Below are 14,251 nucleotides of genomic sequence, written 5' to 3' on the forward strand. Positions count from 1 at the left end.
CCTAAATAGAGTCTTAATCGTTACTTTTATGTACCCGAGTATGAGGCTAGCGTTCGGGCCATGGCCACCGAAAAAGCCGAGACTGACCGTATTCCCGTAACCTTGGCGCTCTCGACCATCACCTATCTGGAGAAACTGGTGAGACAGGGCACCCACGGCACCAGCGTTCCCGGCGTCGCGCGTACCCTGATCGAGGAAGGAATCCGTCTCGCCATCAAGGACGGGCTCTTGTCGATCCGCGACAACGGCAGAACGTGAGCGCACGCCGGAGGCAAGGCGGACGGATCTTGGAAAAGCGGATGGCCGACATCTGCAACCCTGGGACCGCTACACATGCCTGCTCTTTCCCCGACTTATTCACAGACTTCTGCACAAGCTTCTGCACAGACTTCTTCACCAACTTGGACTGACGAACGCATTGAGCTCCTGAGGCAACATTTCGAGGCTGGCCTCTCCTGCCGCGAGATCGCCGCTGATATCGGCGTCAGCCGCAATGCGGTCATCGGCAAGCTGTCCCGCTTGAACCTGACGCGTGGCCGCACCGTCGACGACCGCAAGACTCACGACCGCGGCCTGGCGCCGGGGCGCGCGCGGAGGGCCGTCCCGCGCCTGCAATACGAGATGCTCGCGACGATCTACGGCGAGACCGACGCGCCGGTGGTGACGGGCCCGATCGACGAGACCAATCGCTGCTCGCTGCTGGAGCTCTCCGAGAACCGCTGCCGTTGGCCGATCTCATCGCCGGGCGAAGACGATTTCTGCTTCTGCGGCAATAACGCGCCCGATGGCCAGTCCTATTGCGTCGGCCACAGCCGCCTCGCCTATAGGCCAAACTCGCGCGTTCGCGCCATGCGCGGCTGAAGCACCACAGCAGAAACGAAAAACCTCCGGCGGGGCATCACCGGAGGTTTCTGGAGGCTTAGCGTGAAGCTAAGAGCCGCAACTTTCGTATTTGGCTGAGAGCTATATAGCTTAGTAACTCAGGTAAGTAAATAAGTTTGAGAGCGATCGAATCGCATGGCTCGTCTTCGTTGCTTGCGGGCCAGATGCTGCATTTCCGAAGGGCTCTCATCATGAAAAAGGCCCCGGCGGTTTACCGCCGGGGCCTGCGTCATGTCCGGGAGAGACCGAGCTTACCAGTTGCGCTGGGCGCGCAGCAGCAGGCTGTAGGTGTCCTGGTCCTTCAGCTCATAAGTCGCCGCCGGTTTGGCGACGGCGGTCTGCGCGCCGGGCGTGATCGTGCCCGAATACTTCTGGTCGAGATGGCTGTAGGTGAAGTCGGCCGAGAAGGTCAGGTTCTTCACCGGCGTCCAGCGGGTGATGACACCGACCTGGCCGATGTTGAAGTCCGGGTTGCAGGTGCCCGTCAGGGTCGCGAACGCGGCGCTGCCGCAGATCAGGCCCTTCGCCGTGCCGCTGTAGTTGACCGCGGCCCACGCGCCGTAGAGCGCGGTGTTCCAATACGGGCTCCAGTTGTGGGTGAAGGCGCCGCGGAAGCCGTAGGTCTTGGTCAGCTCGAGCTGGCCGCCCGGACCGAACACCGCGTCGGACACGCCGGCGAAGCCGATGCTCTGATAGGCCGCGTTCGAGCTGCCGAACATCGAGTAGCTGGTCGCGGCCAGCTCCTGGAAGTTGTAGCGGCTCGCGCCCTCGGTGTAGACGCCCGAGATGTTGATTACGTCGCCTGCGCCGGTCGGGATATTCTTGATGCCCAACGCGAGCTGGACGGCCCAGCCCCATTTGTCTTCCGGATGACCGGTCGTTTCGGTTGCGCCGTAATAGCCGACATGGTTCTCGTGCGCAGCGACCGACGCCTGGAACAGGCCCCAGGCCTGGTCGACGCGGACCATCGCGACCAGATCGGGCGAGCGGCTGCCGGCGAGATCGTTCGAACCGTAGGCACCGCCAAGGACGCCGGTGGTGGTCATGCCCGCAGTGTTCCAGATGTTGGTCTGGAAGACCTGGGTCTGATCCTGGGCCGAGAACGCGGCCGTGATGCCCTGCCCGAAATCGGCGGTGTAGGTGAACTGCGCGACGCCATTGGTGGTGCCGCTGCCGCCGACCAGCTGGTCGAAGTTGTTGCCGGGATAGTTGATCCAGGGTGCGTCGAACTGCGAGACCGACTTACCGATGGTGAAGCCGGCGAACTGAATGAAGGCGTAGTAGACGCCGAGCGAGCCGCCGGAGATGGAGCCGTCGGTGCCGTTGACCGCGCCGCCGCTGGAGCCGACGAGACCGGTGCCGGCGGCGTTGAGGCCGAGGGTACCGCTGTACTGCGTACCGCCCGTGCCCGAGCCGGTGCCGACATAGTTGCCGGTCGTCCAGGTGAAGACCGCGTCGAAATAGGTGCGGACCACGCCGTACTCGGTCGCGGTGCGCGTGTCGATGTTGAGATCTTCACGAGCGCGCATCGAGTAATAGTTGGTCAGGCGGTTGTTCGCGGCAAAGACTCCGTTGTACTGGGCGCTGTAATTGCCGCCGGCGTTGAGCGCCACTTCGGCACGCAGATAGCCGCCCAGCTTGATGCAGGTGTCGCTGCCCGGGATGTAGTAGAAGCCCGCACCGTAGAGCGAGCAGATCTTGACGTATTCGACCGCCTTGGCCTTCACCGGAAGATCGGCCGCCTGGGCTCCACCCACGGCGATCAGACCCGCCGCAGTGCCGAGCAAAAGGCTCTTCACCACTTTCATTTAAAACCTCCAAGTTGCTCATTTTTCGGAGACCGGACCGTGAGGCCCCCCAGATCCCCGTCTCTTCAAATCCGCTCGGCCGCTGTGCGCTTCCGGACACACCCGCTTGAACGCGAGGGACGAGAGCGAACCACCTGCAACGGGACGATCGAGTACCCCCCACCGTCACGGACCAATATGCCTGCGCCATTCCGTTAATCAAAATAGTTTATCAACTCAGCTTTGTGGTTTCGGTAAACCTGTGCCTCGCGCGCAACACCGAAGGCGAGCCGACTGCTGAGCTGATCATCTTTGTAATTTTAGTGACAAAATAACGCAGCTCTGCACTTGCGTCAGAGCAGGCTTGCGTGGACTATGGCCTTCTACGAAGTTCGGCCCGAAGAATCAGTTCACGGGAGTGACGCTGTGTCCGCAACGAGGAAAGAGGGTGCGCGCCTGCGCTCGATCGGCAATCTGGATGTCATCAGGCGATTCACCTGGGAGATCTCGTCGATCAACATGTATCTGGAGGAGCTGCGTCAGTTCTGGGCGAGGACGCTCGGCATCAGCGGCCCGCAATGGCTGATCCTGATGGCCATCTCCGACCTCGACAAGGACGACGGCATTCCGGTCAACGTCGTCTCCAAGCTGCTGCACGTCGATCCGTCCTTCGTGACCACGCAGTCCAAGCTGCTCGAGAAGAAGGGCCTGTTGCGCCGCCGCCCTTCGCCGACCGACGCAAGGGTGGTCCGGCTGTCCCTGACCGAGAAGACGCAGAAGCACCTCGCCAGCCTCAACGACCAGTACAAGACCATCAAGGAGTTCGTCTTCCAGGAGTTCGACGAGCACGAGCTGACGGAATTCACCACCAAGCTCGCCACGTTGAAGACCCGCCTGGAAAAGGCCTGCGTCCGGCTTACGCTCGACTTCTGACGCGAGCGGAAGGCAGAGCGCCTAGATCCGCCCGGCGGCGCCGAGCCGCGACTCCAGCCAGTCGAAGATGTATTCGTTGGCAAGGCTCGGATTGTCCGCATGCGCCTGTGCCGCGCCGGTCTCGGCTGCGGTGAACACCTTCAGCATCACGTCCGAGCTTCCGAGCCTGGAGTTCTTGACGAGCTGACGCGCGCGGTCGGCCTTGAGCCAGCCGTCCTCGCCGAGCGTGATCAGCACCGGGCAGTCGGCGCTGGACGCTATCAGCGGGGCCTGCGGCACCGGCACGATACTTACGTCGCTCACGGCGAACCGGCTGGCGAAGAAGGCCCGCTCGTGCAGGTCCCACAGTCCGCCGTCGCAGACGGCGGCGGCGAGCCGCGGCTCCTGCAGCACCGCGCGTGCCACGAAGGACGAGCCCCAGCCGTCCGCGACGATCGCGACGCGGTCGAAATCGACGTCGCTGCGCATCTCCAGATAGTCCATAACGCATGGGATCGCACTCTCGAGATCCCGCCGCCGCAACAGTACGTCGAGATGGTCGTCGCGCTGGTCGCCGAACAAGTCGAGCGCCAGCAGGGAGAAGCCGCGCTCGCGCGCATGCGGCGCGAGCTTGAACAGGAATTCCTCCTTGCGATGGCCGGGCTCGCCGATGCAGATCACGGTCGGGGCCCTCCCGCGCCGCGCCGCCGGCAGGAAGTAGCCCTGCAGCGCGTGTCCGTCGAGCCAGGGGATGGTCACGACATCGCCGGCCGGGCTGCGTGCGGAGAGATAGCGGCGGGCGCATTCCTGCATCGCGAGCACAGCGACCCAGCGGCGCTCGTCGGACGGATCGAGCGGCATCGCCGCGGCACCATAATAGTTCATCGCGCGCAGCCAGTTGCGCTGGGCCGTTGCCATGTGGCCCTCGGCAAAGGCGGCCTCGGCGCGATGGCGATTGGCCTGCGCCAGCTTCTTCCACTCGCGATGCCAGGATTGGTCGTCGCCCCGTTTCAGCTGCCGCGCGATCATCAGGCATTCGGCGATGGTGGCGCCGCCCTCCTGCGCCGCGGTGAGGAGCCGCGTGAATTCAGCGGAGATGTCCTCTCGCTCCGGGCAAAGGGTCCAGTCGTCGGAGAGGCATGCGGGTATCATCGAAGCTACGCTCTATCGTCGCGTTACCCCTGCTTGACTAGACCATTTGGGTTCATCAACCAAGCTGGCGTGCGTCAAATGAGACCCGCTCGAGATCACCATCGCTTGAACGTAGCGACGCCTCGCATGCGTGACATTCCAATTCGGCATGAGGTGCCGAACATTGGCAAGAGGTGGCACGCGATATTGTCGGCACACCTCTTGCCATGACGGTGATCATACTTACATCCGCGCACTGCTCAGCCGAGCCGCCAGCCGACCTCCTGCGTAAAACTTTCGTAGAAGGCGCGGTCGTAGGCCTGCTCCGGCGCGGCGCGCACGCGCTCGTCGAGTAGCCTGGCGTCATCCCCGACGAGAATCCGCCAACGCTCCGTCTTAACCCCGTCGAGGATGATCTTGGCGGCCTGTGCCGCCGACGTGGGCGCGTCCTCGAGGAAGCTGCGGGCGCGCTCGGCAAAGGCCGCCTGGATATCATCGTCCGACATCTTGTCGGCATCCGGCACGCCGGCCGCGACCATGCGCCGGCGCGTCAGCGCGACCTCGTCGGCATTGAGCTTCTCCGACCCGTCGCCGCTCTGCACCTTGCGCGAATTGGAGACGATGGAGGTGCCGATGTGGCCCGGCATCACCACCGAGCATTTGACGTGCGGCGCGTGCAGGCGGAGGTCGTTGATCAGCGCTTCCGTAAATCCCTTCACCGCGAACTTCGCCGAGCTGTAGGCGGTGTGCGCCTGGTTCATCCCGATCGAGGCCCAGAAGCCGTTGACGCTCGCCGTGTTGACGATGTGAGCCTCGTCGGCTGCGACCAGCATCGGCAGGAAGGTGCGCACGCCGAGATAGACGCCGCCCCAGCAGATGTTGAAGGTGCGCTCCCACTGCTCGCGCGTGTTGGTGAACAGGCTGCCGCCGCCGCCGATGCCGGCATTGTTGAACAACAGATGGATGCGGTCCGTCTTCTGCTGCTCGGCGAGCTCGTCGCGAAAACGCTTCAGGTGATCCTCGATCGCGACATCGGCAACATGCGTCGTGACGCGCAGGCCCTGCGGCAGCTTCTCGGCCTCGCACAGCCGCCTGGTCTCCGCCATCGCGGCTTCCGAAACGTCGCACATCGCGACATTGCAGCCTTCGGCGACCAGCTGCCGCGCGAGCTCGCGCCCCATTCCCGTGCCGCCGCCGGTGATGACCGCGATCTTTCCAGCAAAATCCTTCATGGGACTTCGGTCCCTCCCCTTATCGGTATGTTTCTTCGGAGCTGCCCGCGCTGTGGGCACCATCGCAAAATGTAGCAGCGCCGCATTGGTAGGTAAAAGCGCCTTGGCGCGATCATTCGACGTCGCTTATTTCGGGCCGCGGACTATCCCCGTATTTGCCCGGCGGTTGCGTGTCACGGGCTCTGGCACTCCGCTTGCATCCTTGTCGTGGTCAGAAACAACCGATGAGGTGACTGGAATGTTCGTGACCGTCGTTGCCGTGCTATGCCGGCTTAGTGCAGCCAGTTCAGGCAGTTGCGTCGAAGAAATCGTGACCGACAGCAACATGACGCCCGAAATGTCGATGATGCAATGTGCGATCGGCGCACAGGCCCCGCTTGCAAAATGGATGGGTGAGCATCCGATCTATCACGCCAATTGGCGCCTCGAGCGCTACAAATGCGTGCCGGGCCATTACGAGATCAAGGGCCACGCCTAAGGCCCGCAGAACTACGACGTCGAGGAAACGCCCGGAGGCGCCCGTCTCCCTCCGCATGGGCTTAGCGCCGGCCTCATTCTGCCGCTGCGCTCCCTGACAATGATCGCCTTTCCCTCAAGCCACCGCCCGCAAGATTACCGCACGCGCGCGCCGCCCTTCCGGCGTCGGCATCAGCGCGTAATTGTGCGGCTGATCGCGCAGCAGATGCAGCTCGACCGGCACGCCTACCGTCCTGGCTTTCTCGGCCAGATCGACGCTGTCCGGATACAGAAGATCGCGCGTCCCTGAGAAGATCGTCATCGGCGCGAGCGCGCGGAAGGCGCCGTTCAGCGGACTGACAAAGGGATGGCCGATGTCGAGCCCGCCGGCATAGAGCCGTCCCGCCTCGACGATCCCCGGAATGTCCTGGATCGGATCGCGCGCGGCGATCGCCACCTGCTCCGGGCGGCTGACCGAGGCATCGGCCGCCGGCGAGATCAGCACCATCCGGCTCGGCTGCCGATGGCCGTGATCGCGCAGCCACTGGCACGCGGCGAGCGCAAGGCCCGCGCCGGCGGAATTTCCGACCACCGTAACCTTGGCGTCACCTGCATCTTCAAGCAGCATCCTGAGCAGCTCGGCCGTCGCCGGCACCACGTCCTTCGCGGTCGCGCGCGGCGCCAGTGGATAGACCGGCACGACGCAATAGACTCGCGCCTTGCGCGTCATCTGCGCGACGAAGCGCCAATGCGCCGGCGCGATCTCGTTGATGTAGCCGCCGCCATGCAGGAACATGACGTAGTTGCAGCCCTCATGGCCGGATGACGGCGCGGTATAATACACTGGCCATCCGCCCATCTTGGTGAGGATTAGCTCGACGTCACGGCCGAGCCCCGTCGGCTCGAACGAGGCCGGCGCCAAGGCGAGCTTCTGCACGCCCGCCTGCACCGCCTCGGCCGATGCGAGCTGCTCCTTGTACGGCAGCTGTTGCAGCAAGAGGTTGAAGGCGCGGCTTTGCAGGCTCGGCGCGGGATCGCGGCTTCGCTGCACACAGAAGCTCGGGCAGAACTGCAACGCCGACACAAGTCTTGCAACGCTCATGGGTCCGTTCTCCGCCTGGCTCGGCAGTCATATGGCGATCAAGAGGCTTGCCGAAAGGCCGCCAACCGCGGATATAATGCGAGCATTCGCTCGCTTTTCCTACTCGCATTCTGGAGCGCAAGTCCATGGCGCGCAAACCGCCGACAAATCCGCGGAAAAATGCCTCGCAAGCACGATCGCGCGCCACCGTCGACGCGTTGGTCGAGCCACCGCTCGCATTCTGGTCCGCGAAGGTTTCGAGAAAGCCAGCACCAACCGCATCGCCGAGATCGCCGGCGTCAGCGTCGGCTCGCTCTACCAATATTTTCCCAGCAAGGAAGCCCTCGTCGCCGCCGTGATCGAGCGGCACAACGACGAGATCATGACGATCGTCCGCGCCGCCTTCGCAGAGGTCGCGGACATGCCGATCGAGAAAGCCGTGCGTCGCCTCGTCACGGTCGCGATCGAAGCTCACCACATCGACCCCGATCTGCACCGCATCCTCGCCGAGCAGATCCCGCGCATCGGTCAGCTCAAAGACGTCGAAGCTTCAAACCGCGAAGTCCACGCCCTCGTGCGCGCCTATCTCGAACGTCACCGCAAGCAGATGCGCAGGATCGACCCCGACCTCGCCGCCTTCGTCTGCGTCAGCGCGATCGAGGCCGTCGCGCACAACACCGTACTGAGCGGGGCGGAGATGCTGTCGGAGAAGATGGTGCGGACGTTGGTGGACGAGACCACGCGGATGGTGGTGAGGTACTTGAGGTAGGCCGGCGCCAGGCCAAGGCGCCTGCATTTAACTATTTAATTATTTAATTTTTGGCATAATTAAATAGCGTATCATTTGAGATAAGTGAAAGCGGGACGCTCTTTCTCGCGAGGTCGGTATGCAATCACCGTTTTGAGCGTGCTAGGGAACACCGCCTCATGAGCCTGCATTGTCGGCGTGATCTTCAATTTTGTTCATGAGGTCGACAATGCATCTTCTCGTCAGAATGGTAGCGATTGCGACAGTACCTGCTTGGATCGGATTGAACGCGGACTCTGCTGCAGCACAAGATTTTCTTGACCGATGGTCCATCATTCCGAAAGCTGACGCAGCGCCGGCGCCTGAGAGGCTCGAACAGACCAAGAAGGATCAACCGGAGACTCTACCTCCAAGCAAACAAGAACCATCGGCTGATGGCTCGGGCATGCGATCCTTCAATCGAGTCTTTTCGGGGAAGGCCTCCTATTATTCGTATTCCAAAGGCAAGACGGCGAGCGGTTCGTCGTTCAATCGCAATCACCTGACAGCAGCGCATCGCAGCCTGCCGTTCGGCACCAAAGTCCGCGTGACCCATGGCGGAAACAGCGTCATCGTCACGATCAATGACCGAGGCCCGTTCATTCGTGGTCGCGTCCTCGATCTCTCGCTCGCTGCCGCGCGCAGCTTGGGGATCACGGATCGCGGCGTAGCTCACGTCCATGCCGAAGTGTTGTAGCGGATGACTTTTGGAGCGCCGAGACACTGATAGCCGACACTATTGTGGATATGGCCCTCAAGGCTCACCGCCTTCATCTGCGTCAACGCGATGAAGGCGGTCGCGCACAACAATCCTTAGCGTGCCTTTATGGAAACCGGCTGTCGCATGACGAGTAGTCCATCGTCGATGCTCCGCTGTGCCGGTCGTTTCGGCCGGCCAGAAGCAGACGTCAGGCTTCCTTCTTCTTCACGCTGATATTGCCGTCGCCTTCAATATACGCCTCCACCACGTCCGAGGGGCTCGCTATGCCCTCTTCGCGAAGCTTGCTCATCAACTCATCCATCGTCACCAGCTCCTGCCGCATGTGGCGTCGAAGGACCTGCCCGTTCTTGATGAGAAGGAGCGGCGCGGGCCGAGCAAGCCGCTCCACGAAAGGCACGTGATACCCGACCCAATCGATGGCAAGATTCCAGAAGATGATCGTGGCAACGAGCACGATACCTTCCGTGATCGAGCGGTATTCACCCGCCATGCCATTTTGAGCCGCGTCCGCCAGAAGGACGACGAGAAGCAAATCGGGAATGCTGAGACCGCCGGTCTGCCGCTTCAGAATGAAGCGCATCAGCGTGAAGATGCCGAGATACATGATGGTGCCCCGGACGATCATTTCCATGACGGAATGCGTCGGGACGAAGATCTCGTTCCACGGTATCTGAAACATGTTGCCCTCGCACAAGATGAAAGCGTCCTGCTATCACGCCATCAGCATCACTGAGAACGCGACAGGAAGACGTCTTCGCATCGAAGCTCAGGCGAAGTGCGGAGCTGGAACTGAAAACGAGAAAAGGCTCGCCACTCCGGGTGAGTGGCGAGCCTCCGGGAGTTAGCGTCCCTTCGATTTCGGATCGTTCATCGTTGCACCAGGATTGGCTGAACTCGGGCTGCTCGAGGCTCCCTGACCAGTCGTGGCCGCGGGTGAGTCACCGCCACCTCCGGTTCCTCCAGCGCCGCCTGCGGAGCCGCTGCCGGAGCCTCCACCGGCTCCAGCGCCTGCTCCTGCTCCTGCCCCTGCACCACCCGCTCCTCCGGCGCCTCCGCCGCCAGCTCCGCCAGCGCCTTGTGCCGTCGCCGCGGCGATCGAACCGAGAATGAATGCTGCTGCCAGCGTAATTTTCGCAACTCTCATAGTGTTTCCTCCGTTAAGGATGCTTGCCAACGGAGGTCTTCGCACCTCGTTCCTAAGTCAGGTGCGACCGATTGCAGCCGCGGCGGCATGCGGCGATCCCGCGCGACCGCCGGGCCGGAACCTTCGAAACAGAACGATCTGTCACATGCGCAGCGGCTTTCCGGAGAAAACAACAGCATAGCGCGATGACGATCCATCCAAATCTCAGCGGTGCCCGCGCTCCTTGAGTTCGCAGATCTGCCGTCCAATTTCGATCGCCCTCTCCCGCGCCCAGAGTTGATCGTACGCCGCGGCCTCGTGCCTGACGAGATCCTCCGTCGTCGCTCCCTGGACGATCTGCTCCCTGTTCTTCTGGCTGCAGACATGAGCAACGAGCCCGGCGGTCTTCTGCTGCTCGTCTGGAGTTTGACTGGACAACTGCGCCAGGCTCTCTCGCCACAGACAATCCTCGCGCGCGATCTCGTCGCGAATGATCTGCATGAGGCGATCAGCTTCTCGATCTTTTAGCCCCTCACCAGCCAACGCAGACGACGCGATCAGCACGAACGTGCAGAGCAGAGCGATCCGATCCATTCCTCATCCCGCAGGCTGGCACGATGACACCATAGGCCTGTTTTGCCCGACGGATCAAAGCGCTTCGGAAAAACGACATTCCGTCAATGACATCGCTACTGTGCATGGGGTTGTTTTCGGGCAGTGTGGTTTGTCGCCCCCGAAACAGCGCTTCACCGCTGATAGCCGCGCGCGTATCCCGGCCGGAGCAGGCTTCCCCGCCCCCGGTCGATCCACCCGACAGATGTTTTGGAAAAATGGTCGGAGCGAGAGGATTTGAACCTCCGACCCCTAGTCTCCCAGACTAGTGCGCTAACCGGGCTGCGCCACGCTCCGAATGCCGTTCCATTAGCTAGGATCGCCGCGATGCGCAAGGCGAGGCCGCAGCATTTTGGTGTATCCGCCCAAAGCGGGCCGGAACTGCCCGCCAAGCCGGCGGAAAGCCGCCCCTACCCGTCCTTCAGCGCCTGCTCCAGCATCTCCCGGCAGGCCACGAGGTCGGCGAGCGCCCGTCCCAGCCGCTCCCGGTCAAGTGCGCTGGGGCCGGCGGGTGCAGCGGGGGCGCTGCCCTTGCGGAAGGTGGTGAGGATCTCCTCGTCGTCGATCTCGGCGAAGCGGAAGTCGATGCCTTCCTCCTCGTCGCCCTGATAATCGTCATCGTCGGTGTCGGTGACGCCCTTGATGGGCGCCTCGTCCTCGGGCTCCATCAGGCTCGCGCCGATGGCGTCCTCGATGGCGCCGAAGGAGACCGCGGCCGCGCTGTCGGCGAGGCCCTGCACCGATTTGACGCCGTGCTCTTTCAGGATCCGCTGCACGCCGCGGATGGTATAGCCCTCGCCGTACAGGAGGCGGCGGATGCCCTTGAGCAGGTCGACGTCGTCGGGGCGATAGTAGCGGCGGCCGCCGCTGCGCTTCATCGGCTTGATCTGGGCGAAGCGGGTCTCCCAGAACCGCAGCACGTGCTGCGGAATGTCGAGCTCCTGCGCTACTTCGCTGATGGTTCGGAACGCATCCGGCGCCTTGTCCAAATGCCAGTCCTTTCCGAAAGGCGGTTACGCCTCGGGTTGAGCCTTGGTGGCATCGCCATTGGTGCGGTGCTGGGTGTTGATCCGCTGCTTCAGGATCGCCGACGGCTTGAACACCATGACGCGCCGCGGCGAGATCGGCACCTCGGTGCCGGTCTTCGGGTTGCGGCCGATGCGCTGGCCCTTCTTGCGCACCATGAAGGAGCCGAACGAGGACAATTTCACCGTCTCGCCCTTCTCAAGGCAGTCGGTGATCTCCTTCAGCACGAGTTCCACGAAGGCGGACGATTCTGTGCGCGACAGGCCCACCTTCTGGTAGACGGCTTCGCAGAGATCAACACGCGTTACGGTTTTGCTTTGATCGGTCATCGCCCTGCCCCACATCACGGCGAACAATTGTTGTCTGAAATTAGGAGGTTACGATACGGCGGTCAACAGCGCTCATCAATACAGACGTATCGATAATCGGCGCTGATTCGGCCAAAATTTTATGGACTGTTGCTACCAGCGCACGAGCGCGGAGCCCCAGGTGAAGCCGCCACCCATGGCTTCCAGCAGCACCAGGTCGCCTTTCTTGATGCGGCCGTCCTTGCGCGCCACCGAGAGCGCCAAGGGGATCGAGGCCGCCGAGGTGTTGCCGTGCCGGTCCACCGTCAGCACCACCTTCTCGGGCGCGATGTGCAGCTTGTGGGCGGAGGCGTCGATGATTCGCTTGTTGGCCTGGTGCGGCACGAACCAGTCGATGCTGTCGGCATTCAGCCCCGTCGCCTGGAAGGCATCGACGATCACGTCGGTGATCATGCCGACGGCGTGCTTGAAGACCTCGCGGCCCTCCATGCGCAGATGACCGACGGTCTGGGTCGAGGACGGCCCGCCGTCGACGAACAGCTTGGCCTTGTGGCGGCCGTCGGAGCGCAAATGTGTTGTGACGATGCCGCGGTCGGTCGCCGCATTGCCCGGCTGCTCCTGCGCCTCCAGCACCACCGCGCCGGCGCCGTCGCCGAACAGCACGCAGGTGCCGCGGTCGTTCCAGTCGAGGATGCGCGAGAAGGTCTCGGCACCGATCACCAGCGCGCGCTTGTAGGCGCCGGTGCGCAGGAAATTGTCGGCGGTGGCGAGCGCGAACACGAAGCCCGAGCACACTGCCTGGAGGTCGAAGGCCGCGCCATGGTTGATGCCGAGCCCGTGCTGCACGGCGACGGCGGTCGCTGGGAACGTGTTGTCCGGGGTCGAGGTCGCCAGCACGATCAGCTCGATCGATTGCGCATCCACGCCGGCGTCAGTCAGCGCGGCCTGCGCCGCCTTGATCGCGAGATGCGAGGTGAACTCGCCTTCGGCGGCGACATGCCGCTCGCGGATGCCGGTGCGCTGCACGATCCACTCGTCGGAGGTGTCGATCCGCGCCGCCAATTGGGCGTTGGTCACCACCTGCTCCGGCAGATAAGAGCCGCAGCCGAGTACGACCGAACGAATTTTCGTCACGAAACAGCCTCCTGCGCGGCCTGCACCGAACTGAGTGCACCACCCTCGCGGTTGAGCATCTGATTGATCTTGTTCAGGAGATCGTAGTGAGCCATCTCATAGCCAACATCGATCGCATAGGCAAAGCCTTCGGCGTTGGTTCCGCCGTGGCTCTTGACCACCACCCCGTTCAGTCCCAGCAGCACGCCGCCATTGGACTTGTTGGGGTCCATCTTGTCGCGCAGGGCCTGGAAGGCGCTGCGGGCGAAGAGATAGCCGAGCTTGGACAGCCAGCTCCGCTGCATCTCGTTCCGAAGTAATTCCGCCATCTGCCGTGCGGTTCCTTCGGCAGCCTTCAGCGCGATGTTGCCGCTGAAGCCCTCGGTGACGATAACGTCGGCCAGCCCCTTGCCGATACCGTCGCCCTCGACGAAGCCGATATAGTCGAGCTCCGGCAGGTTCCGCGCACGCAGGATCTCGCTGGCCTCGCGGATCTCCTCATGGCCCTTGATTTCCTCGGCCCCGATGTTGAGGAGCCCGACCGTGGGCCGCGTCTTGTTGAACAGCACGCTCGCCTTGGCCGCGCCCATGACCGCCATCGAGACCAGATGGTGGGCATCGCCCCCGAGCGTGGCGCCGAGGTCGAGCACCACGGATTCGCCGCGCCGGGTCGGCCAGATCGCGGAGATGGCCGGGCGATCGATGCCCGGCAGCGTGCGCAAATGGAAGCGGGCCATCGCCATCAGCGCACCGGTATTGCCGGCCGAGATCGCGACATCCGCCTCGCCTTTCTTCACCGCATCGATCGCAAGCCACATCGAGGAGGTCTTGCGACCGCGCCGCAGAGCCTGGCTCGGCTTGTCCTCCATGCTGACGGCGACGTCGGTATGGATGATCCGGGAGACTGCTTTCAGCTTCGGGTGCTTGTCGAGCTCGGGCTCGATCCTGGCGCGGTCGCCGACCAGCAGGAACTCGCTGTCGCGATGCCGGCCAAGCGAGATGGCCGCGCCGGGGATGACCACGGCGGGACCGACATCGCCCCCCATGGCGTCCAGCGCGATGCGAACCTTGCTTGGCATG

At 63.1% G+C, this 14,251-nt stretch carries 16 protein-coding genes and 1 tRNA gene; 6 read left to right on the top strand and 11 right to left on the bottom strand.

Annotated features, from left to right (window positions below; translation table 11 throughout):
* The first annotated feature begins 60 nt into the window (after positions 1–60).
* On the top strand, positions 61–258 hold the full coding sequence (locus tag BCCGELA001_RS21255) for a hypothetical protein (RefSeq protein WP_007603456.1): 198 nt from the start codon (positions 61–63) through the stop codon (positions 256–258).
* 75 nt (positions 259–333) lie between these two features.
* Positions 334–861: a GcrA family cell cycle regulator gene (locus tag BCCGELA001_RS21260; RefSeq protein WP_060736240.1), complete on the top strand. Its 528-nt coding sequence runs from the start codon at positions 334–336 to the stop codon at positions 859–861.
* Between the two features lie 272 nt (positions 862–1,133).
* Here BCCGELA001_RS21260 and BCCGELA001_RS21265 read toward each other — a convergent pair whose 3' ends face one another.
* A complete protein-coding gene (locus BCCGELA001_RS21265; protein WP_060736241.1) occupies positions 1,134–2,690 on the bottom strand; it encodes a porin in 1,557 nt (518 codons plus the stop codon).
* Positions 2,691–3,095: 405 nt separating this feature from the next.
* On the opposite strand from BCCGELA001_RS21265, the gene BCCGELA001_RS21270 reads away from it, so the two are divergent.
* On the top strand, positions 3,096–3,602 hold the full coding sequence (locus BCCGELA001_RS21270; protein ID WP_008548086.1) for a MarR family winged helix-turn-helix transcriptional regulator: 507 nt from the start codon (positions 3,096–3,098) through the stop codon (positions 3,600–3,602).
* A gap of 21 nt (positions 3,603–3,623) precedes the next feature.
* On the opposite strand, the gene BCCGELA001_RS21275 is transcribed toward BCCGELA001_RS21270, so the two are convergent.
* Positions 3,624–4,733, bottom strand: coding sequence for an alpha/beta hydrolase family protein (locus tag BCCGELA001_RS21275; protein ID WP_060736242.1), 1,110 nt, complete (start codon positions 4,731–4,733; stop codon positions 3,624–3,626).
* Between the two features lie 239 nt (positions 4,734–4,972).
* Positions 4,973–5,944 (bottom strand): SDR family NAD(P)-dependent oxidoreductase, encoded by a 972-nt coding sequence (locus BCCGELA001_RS21280; protein WP_060736243.1) that lies wholly within the window; start codon positions 5,942–5,944, stop codon positions 4,973–4,975.
* A 310-nt stretch (positions 5,945–6,254) separates the two neighbouring features.
* Here BCCGELA001_RS21280 and BCCGELA001_RS21285 point away from each other — a divergent pair, with 310 nt between their 5' ends.
* On the top strand, positions 6,255–6,422 hold the full coding sequence (locus tag BCCGELA001_RS21285; RefSeq protein WP_231088410.1) for a hypothetical protein: 168 nt from the start codon (positions 6,255–6,257) through the stop codon (positions 6,420–6,422).
* A gap of 114 nt (positions 6,423–6,536) precedes the next feature.
* Here BCCGELA001_RS21285 and BCCGELA001_RS21290 read toward each other — a convergent pair whose 3' ends face one another.
* Positions 6,537–7,502: an alpha/beta fold hydrolase gene (locus BCCGELA001_RS21290; RefSeq protein ID WP_060736244.1), complete on the bottom strand. Its 966-nt coding sequence runs from the start codon at positions 7,500–7,502 to the stop codon at positions 6,537–6,539.
* Between the two features lie 76 nt (positions 7,503–7,578).
* Between BCCGELA001_RS21290 and BCCGELA001_RS21295 the strand changes: the two genes are divergently transcribed.
* Complete coding sequence (locus BCCGELA001_RS21295; RefSeq protein WP_236840724.1) at positions 7,579–8,250, top strand: TetR/AcrR family transcriptional regulator; 672 nt, start codon at positions 7,579–7,581, stop codon at positions 8,248–8,250.
* Between the two features lie 208 nt (positions 8,251–8,458).
* Positions 8,459–8,965: a septal ring lytic transglycosylase RlpA family protein gene (locus tag BCCGELA001_RS38440; RefSeq protein WP_236840725.1), complete on the top strand. Its 507-nt coding sequence runs from the start codon at positions 8,459–8,461 to the stop codon at positions 8,963–8,965.
* A gap of 211 nt (positions 8,966–9,176) precedes the next feature.
* Here BCCGELA001_RS38440 and BCCGELA001_RS21305 read toward each other — a convergent pair whose 3' ends face one another.
* The 7 genes from BCCGELA001_RS21305 to plsX form a co-directional block, all read right to left on the bottom strand.
* Complete coding sequence (locus BCCGELA001_RS21305; RefSeq protein WP_236840726.1) at positions 9,177–9,620, bottom strand: DUF421 domain-containing protein; 444 nt, start codon at positions 9,618–9,620, stop codon at positions 9,177–9,179.
* A gap of 717 nt (positions 9,621–10,337) precedes the next feature.
* On the bottom strand, positions 10,338–10,706 hold the full coding sequence (locus tag BCCGELA001_RS21315; protein WP_008548112.1) for a hypothetical protein: 369 nt from the start codon (positions 10,704–10,706) through the stop codon (positions 10,338–10,340).
* Between the two features lie 237 nt (positions 10,707–10,943).
* Positions 10,944–11,021, bottom strand: a tRNA-Pro gene (locus BCCGELA001_RS21320).
* 113 nt (positions 11,022–11,134) lie between these two features.
* On the bottom strand, positions 11,135–11,713 hold the full coding sequence (locus BCCGELA001_RS21325) for a MerR family transcriptional regulator (RefSeq protein ID WP_060736245.1): 579 nt from the start codon (positions 11,711–11,713) through the stop codon (positions 11,135–11,137).
* Between the two features lie 24 nt (positions 11,714–11,737).
* On the bottom strand, positions 11,738–12,079 hold the full coding sequence (locus tag BCCGELA001_RS21330; RefSeq protein ID WP_193409731.1) for an integration host factor subunit alpha: 342 nt from the start codon (positions 12,077–12,079) through the stop codon (positions 11,738–11,740).
* A 132-nt stretch (positions 12,080–12,211) separates the two neighbouring features.
* Positions 12,212–13,192 (bottom strand): beta-ketoacyl-ACP synthase III, encoded by a 981-nt coding sequence (locus tag BCCGELA001_RS21335; RefSeq protein ID WP_060736247.1) that lies wholly within the window; start codon positions 13,190–13,192, stop codon positions 12,212–12,214.
* A complete protein-coding gene (plsX, locus tag BCCGELA001_RS21340) occupies positions 13,189–14,250 on the bottom strand; it encodes a phosphate acyltransferase PlsX (RefSeq protein ID WP_060736248.1) in 1,062 nt (353 codons plus the stop codon). The genes BCCGELA001_RS21335 and plsX overlap by 4 nt, the downstream gene beginning before the upstream one ends.
* Position 14,251: the final 1 nt, after the last annotated feature.

This window comes from Bradyrhizobium sp. CCGE-LA001 (genome assembly GCF_000296215.2).
Classification (GTDB): Bacteria; Pseudomonadota; Alphaproteobacteria; order Rhizobiales; family Xanthobacteraceae; genus Bradyrhizobium.